Here is a 6,422-nt window from a genome sequence, read left to right on the forward strand (position 1 = left end):
GAAGGTCTTTCTGTCCGCCATCGCTCTCGCCGCAACTGTCATTTTCTAGCTTTGAAAATTAACGAGGCTGGAGCCTACAACAAGGACCGACCCCACAGCGCCATCGGATATAACATGCCGATCGCCCTGCATTATCCCGGCGGCGCAGCCAGCCCGTCGCCATGACCAAGCCGGAAAACTCCAGCATCCGGCGGTCCAAGGCCAGGGAGCAGCGCACCATGGGCCGGACTCCAATCGCAGATGGAGGAAAAGTCCCGTGGCAGGTCAGTGGTCGCAGCTGCAGGAATGCCGGTCTTCGAAACCAACATCTATGCAGGACCCTCACCCGGGATGCAGTCCCTCAGGGAGCGGGATATAGCCCCGTTCCACTATCTGGTTGAAACTATAAAGCTGGACCAGTTCACCCCAAATTCGGCCCACCAGATGCCGGGTCTGAAGAGATAGCTTTTTCGATGACCTTCAAGAAGGTTTCGAACTGGTTTTCGGGTACAATTTCAGGGCGCTTGGAAAAATTGCGGGCCGCTAATGAAAGCCTATCATATACTTCTATGTCATCCCACATTTGGCGCAGCGCATTAGCCCAGTCCTGCGCGGATGCGTCATAGGGCAGAACAATGCCCCCCGGACCAATCGCTTCGGGCAGACCGCCTCGATTCGATCCCAACACCGGGATACCGCTGCAATGCGCCTCGGATGCCACCCGGCCCCAAGCCTCCTCCCACTGGCTAGGTGCCAGCAGGATGCGTGCGCGCCCATAGACGGACTTCATATCATCGGTACGCGGCTGCAGGGTGATATTGGGGACCTGCGTAACCCTCTCGATCAATGCCGCATGCGTTTCATCATGCAGCTTCCAACTCTGTACGAATACAAAAGGAATGTCAGGGCAGAGGCTGGCAATATCAATAGCCAAATTGCCCCCTTTGAGGGGCGAGGGATTGATCAAAGTGACATTTTTTCGAGTGCTGTCCGTGCGATATTTTACCGGGTCCACCAGGGGGGGGATTATGTGGGATTCAATTCCATAGGCGTCAAAGTAGCGCCGGGCCGTGAAATTTGAATTTGAGATGCAGGCAAGCGGATGAATGTCCATGAGATCTCCGCCCATTTCACTAAATTCGACATTTCTAAAATATAAAATTACCGGAACGCCCTCTTTTTGAAGGCTGTTGGCGATTGGGACCATGGAACCGTTCTGAACGACTGCCACATCGGGTTTAAAGCGTCGGACAACTTCTGCTGTGTTGGTTGGATCCCAAGCACGAAAAACCGGATACCCCATACCCTGATCGCGCGAAAAGGTCCTGCCTGTCAGCTTGCGTTGAAGCTTAGACCGCCAAACCAGACTGTTACCTGGTTCAAGCGCCGTCAACACAGCGGGCTCGTGCCCGGCTCGCTTCAAGGCGTTGGCGAGTTGATCAGTACTAGACTGAGCACCGCCGGAGCGTTGCGGAAGATAACCCAGACCACAGGTAAATAGCACACGCATTTAGACAATATCTCCGGGTTATGGTCGAATATTCCGTTTTAGAGGCTAGATTGTGACGGGTTGCTGAATGGCGTACCACCCCTGCGACACAACACATCCGTAGAGGCAGTGTTACGTTGCACTGCTTACGTGTCCGCTACAGCGGCAACAAGTATCTGCATGCGATTTGTTAAGTTCCGAAAATTTTAGCAGCTCTTTTTTGTTCCGCCCCCTGAGAACTAGACTGTTTGAACTTAGAGTTTTCGGCTAATAGTCCCTAGCCGGAAAAGGGCCTAAGATGATGGAAGCAGTGAGGTTCATGGAAGGGCAGAAGGCATTCGTCCTGGAACAGGGCGAGGAAAGCTCACCGGTGGCTGAAATCTGCTGCAAGGCGAGCTACTGCCTAATGAGATACGCCGGCTGAAGGCGCTGGAAGACGAGAACAGCAGTTCGAAGAGGATCGTCCCTGACCTGAGGGTGCCTTTGGCCTCGCGCGTAGCCACATTGCAGTTTTAAACAGGGCAGTACCGTCCGCAAGAACAGACGCCTCTTCGAAGGCAGGCCATCCAATAACATTTTGTTAAAAAGAGGTTATTTTTGAATGACGCCATCCCTGTCTCAGGGCCGGCGAGCAATAGCGCGTTCTCGTACCATGTCAATAGTCATAATGGGATACAGAAATTGGTCTGAAGGAACCACAAGGATTCCGCAAGTCAGTTCAAAGGGTACTCAAGCCTCATTAGAAGCTTTAAGCTAAGAAAGAGACCTCAAGCATGGTCGTGCCGCAGGAAATAAGGACTTTAATGATGAATGTGCTTTTTGGTAGTGGGAAGGGATATCCCCCTGAATTTAGCGGTGGAGTTCAGTCCAGCACGCATCATCTGGCCTTGCAGCTTATGGCAAGTGGCCATCAGCCTTCTGTTTTGGCTGCGTTGTTCGGGACCGGTACCTTCGGATTGAAAGCACGTATCAAACTGAAACTGTCGCGCCGGCCGGGGGTGATTGATAGATTACCCGGCTACCCGGTGATCCGTGCGTGGTTTCCTTGGGAAGCTGCCCGATTTGCTGTCCAGAAACTCAAACCTGATGTCGCGGTCGTACAGTGCCACCAGTCGGTGCCGATCGGAAAGGCGCTCCAGGCGCAAGGCGTGCCGATAGTGGTGTACTTGCGCAATGTCGAGTTTCACGAGCTGGGTGGCGATCTGCGGGAACTGACTTCGGCGCATTACATCGCCAATTCCGACTTTACAGCCAGAACCTACAAGGAAAAATTCGGGGTCGACGCTACTGTCATTCCACCCACCATCAACTCAGGCCAGTACCGCACGCCCACGACCGGAGAATACGTTACCCTGATCAATCCCTATCCTGAAAAGGGCTTCGATCGCGCCGTGCAAATTGCACGGGAGTGCCCCGACATACCCTTTCTGTTCGTCGAAAGCTGGACACTGGGAGATGCTTACCGCGCCCAGATCGAACAGGTGATCGCGTCCTTGCCCAATGTTTGCCTGGAGGGGCGCACCCCGGACATGAAGACAATCTATGGACGCACGAAAATTTTGCTGGCTCCCAGTAAGTGGGAAGAAGCCTGGGGGCGCGTCGCCTCCGAGGCCCATTGCAGCGGCATTCCGGTGATCGGCTCACGCCGCGGCGGATTGCCAGAGGCGATCGGCGCAGGCGGCTTGGTGCTGGATTACGATGCCCCATTGGATCATTGGGTTGCCGCGGTTCGAAGCCTCTGGTTCGATCCCAACGCATACATGGCCTTGTCAGTCGCTGCGCTGGAGTATTCCAAACGCCCGCAGATGCAGCTGGACACCCAGTTTGCAACGTTCCTGGCAACGCTTGAAAGGGCGCGCCAAGCCGGCGTAATGCGACATGATTCTGCAATCTGAAACGCAGCCGAATACTCGAAGCGTGCCCGGTGGTGTGGTCAGCTTTGTCAAAGATATCACTGGATAGTAGATGCAATCCTATAGTAGCACATTGCGATACAGCATCATGCCACGGCATCTTGGAAGCTGGAAGCTGGAGGCAGATCCTGACTACGTTGATTAACATGTTTGACCCTCCCGAGGGGTCCCTCAGAGCATCCGTCGGGCGCGGGATCATGGCAACCGGTGGGGCACAGGCCATAAAGCTTGGCCTGCAGATCATTTCCGTCATCGTACTTTCACGGTTGCTGGCGCCTGACGACTTTGGCCTAGTGGCCATGGCCGGACCCGTCCTTGCCTTCATGGGGCTGTTCCAGAACCTAGGGTTGACACAAGCCACTGTACAGCGCCCCCGGATCGGGCACGAGGAAGTCAACTTCCTGTTCTGGATAAATGTCGGAGTAAGTGTCGCCGTGGCGGCCGCAGTAGTCGCGATCGCCCCCCTAGCAGCCGACTTTTACAACGAGCCACGTGTCGGACCGCTGATCGCGGCAATGGCGCTGCCGGTTCTGCTGAGCGGAAGCGGTGCGCAACACGGCGCGCTGCTGAACCGGCGCATGGAATTTGGTCGGCTGGCGATGATAGAAGTCGCTGTGGGCCTAACGACCTTGGGTACGGCAATCGTCTGGGCCAGTATTTCGCCATCATACTGGGCGCTGTGGGGCGCCTCTGTCGCCGGGGCACTGGTCGGGATCATCTTGGTCTGGGTCAGCTCGCCATGGCGACCATCACGACCGGGACGCGCTGGGAACGGATGGTCAATGGTGGGGTTTGGCGCCGAACTGACAGGATTCAACTTTGCCAATTTCTTCGCCCGGAACCTAGATAATATCCTCATCGGACGCTACTGGGGCGGTGTGCAGCTGGGCCTTTACGAGCGTGCCTACAAGCTGCTGCTGTTTCCCCTGACGCAGATCACCAATCCACTCTCGCGGGTGATGGTGCCCACCTTGTCGCGCATGTCCGGCGAACCTGATAGGTATCGCCGAGCCTATCTGCGGGTCATACGGCTGGTCCTGCTCGCGACACTGCCCGGTGTCGCAATGAGCATTGCCATGGCTGATGTCCTGATCCCCTTCCTTTTGGGTGAACAGTGGGCTAAAAGTGCGATCATCTTTGCCGCACTTGGCTTTGCGGGCTTGGTACAACCACTCAACAACCCCGCTGGTTGGCTGTTTGTCAGCCAGGGAAGGTCCCGCGAATTCCTGTATTGGGGTTTGGCCACGGCCGGGTTCGCCGTCACGGCCTTTTCGATCGGCATCGGATGGGGAGCGGTGGGTGTCGCGTTTGCCTATGCGATAAGCGAATACATCAAGACGCCAATCCTGTGGTGGTATGTCGGGCGCCGAGGACCGATCAGGGTCGCAGATATATTGAAGGCGACATGGCCCTTCCTGTTGGGATCGCATCTTGTCGTATTAGCTCTGTGGGTTCTTATACCATACTTTCCTGAGACTCCATTGCCTGCGCTCGTGCTCGGCATGCTGTTCGCTTATGCAGCTGTGACCGCACTGGCCAGCATGACTGCGTCAGGACGCGAGACGCTTAAGGAAGTCGGTGAACTTCTTTTCGGTATTGCCCGACGCATTCGCAACTAACGTCTGCAGGCGCCGTTTTAAGCGCTGAAGCGGCCAACACGCATCCTGACAACACTGGGACCAGCCACCTTGCATGAGCTTTTATCTTCAATGGTATCTTGGTCACGCGGCTTGGCTCATCATATCAGCCTCGGTGTTGTCGAACGCAGCAACGTATAAGCGTCGAACCTGTGATCTTCACTGCCCATACCTGCCATAAAGCAGAAGCAAAAAACAATGGTGCCAATCTGCGGCATCTGGTTGAAGGGCAGCTTACGGTGAAAGAGAGTTAACATGTACTACCGATCCATCGCGGACTTGAATGAGACCATCCTGAAGAACCTGCACCGTCTGCCGCAGGACATCGATGTGGTTGTCGGCATTCCGCGCAGTGGGCTGCTGGCGGCAAATCTTTTGAGTCTTGCCGTGAACATACCGCTGTCCGACATCGACAGCTATGTGCAGGGGCGTACGTATGCCAGCGGCGTGACCAAGACCCAGGTGGCGCCAGATAAAGAGGCCCGGCGCAAGGTGCTGGTTCTGGATGACAGCATCAACGGCGGCACGGCTATGACCGAAGCCCGCAAAAAGATTGCTCAGTCTGGCATCGAGGCCGATTACATCTTTGCTGCAGTTTACGGAAGCAAGCTGTCACACCCCGAGGCAGATCTGGTGTTCGAAATATTGCCTCAGCCGCGCATGTTTCAATGGAATTTCATGCATCACAAGTGGTTGGCTCAAAGCTGTGTTGATATTGACGGCGTCTTGTGCGTCGATCCTACCGATGCCGAGAATGATGACGGCGCAGCTTACTTGGATTTTCTGGGCAACGCTCGCAAGCTGTATTCAACAAAGCGCAAGATAGGCACTCTTGTTACCAGCAGATTGGAAAAATACAGGCCAAGCACTGAAGCATGGTTGGCATCAAACGGAATCCAATATGAAAAATTGGTGATGCTTGATCTGCCCAGCAAGGCAGAACGGCAACGGCTTGCGGTTCACGGTAGTTTCAAGGCTGAATATTATCGCAAAAGCGATGCCATGTTGTTCATCGAAAGTGAAAACAAGCAGGCAATCAAGATTGCACAGCTCTCGGGAAAACCAGTACTTTGCCTCGAGACGCATCAACTGATCACGCCGGACATTGCTTCGGTCTTGGCGCAGCTACCGAACTTACGGTCCGTCAGTCAAGGCAAGGATGTCGCAAAGAGAGTTGTGCGGACTATACTAGGGACAAACCGTTATGCCGCATTAAAGAGCTTGCTTTCGCGAAATGGCTGATCTTAAAACGGTCTACCTTGGGGTTTGAAGCATACTGCTAAATGGCGGAGTGAATAGCCCCATGTTTCCTAGACGCCTTCTTCGCTAGGCTCCAGCCTCGTTAATTTTCAAAGCTAGAAAATGACAGTTGCGGCGAGAGCGATGGCGGACAGAAAGACCTTC

Annotated in this window: 4 protein-coding genes; 3 read left to right on the top strand and 1 reads right to left on the bottom strand. The window is 54.7% G+C overall.

Features of this window, described 5'->3' with window-relative positions:
- Positions 1-400: 400 nt before the first annotated feature.
- Positions 401-1,489 (bottom strand): glycosyltransferase family 4 protein, encoded by a 1,089-nt coding sequence (locus FHD67_RS19550; RefSeq protein ID WP_084693980.1) that lies wholly within the window; start codon positions 1,487-1,489, stop codon positions 401-403.
- Between the two features lie 782 nt (positions 1,490-2,271).
- Between FHD67_RS19550 and FHD67_RS19555 the strand changes: the two genes are divergently transcribed.
- The 3 genes from FHD67_RS19555 (at position 2,272) to FHD67_RS19565 (ending at position 6,260) form a co-directional block, all read left to right on the top strand.
- The gene (locus FHD67_RS19555; protein ID WP_198143241.1) at positions 2,272-3,363 is read left to right on the top strand and encodes a glycosyltransferase; all 1,092 of its coding nucleotides are present in this window, start codon (positions 2,272-2,274) and stop codon (positions 3,361-3,363) included.
- A 215-nt stretch (positions 3,364-3,578) separates the two neighbouring features.
- On the top strand, positions 3,579-5,000 hold the full coding sequence (locus FHD67_RS19560; RefSeq protein WP_232303432.1) for a lipopolysaccharide biosynthesis protein: 1,422 nt from the start codon (positions 3,579-3,581) through the stop codon (positions 4,998-5,000).
- A 273-nt stretch (positions 5,001-5,273) separates the two neighbouring features.
- Positions 5,274-6,260 (top strand): phosphoribosyltransferase, encoded by a 987-nt coding sequence (locus tag FHD67_RS19565; RefSeq protein WP_046001952.1) that lies wholly within the window; start codon positions 5,274-5,276, stop codon positions 6,258-6,260.
- The last annotated feature ends 162 nt before the right edge of the window (positions 6,261-6,422 follow it).

It is taken from the genome of Paracoccus haeundaensis (assembly GCF_006239215.1).
GTDB classification, from domain to species: domain Bacteria; phylum Pseudomonadota; class Alphaproteobacteria; order Rhodobacterales; family Rhodobacteraceae; genus Paracoccus; species Paracoccus marcusii.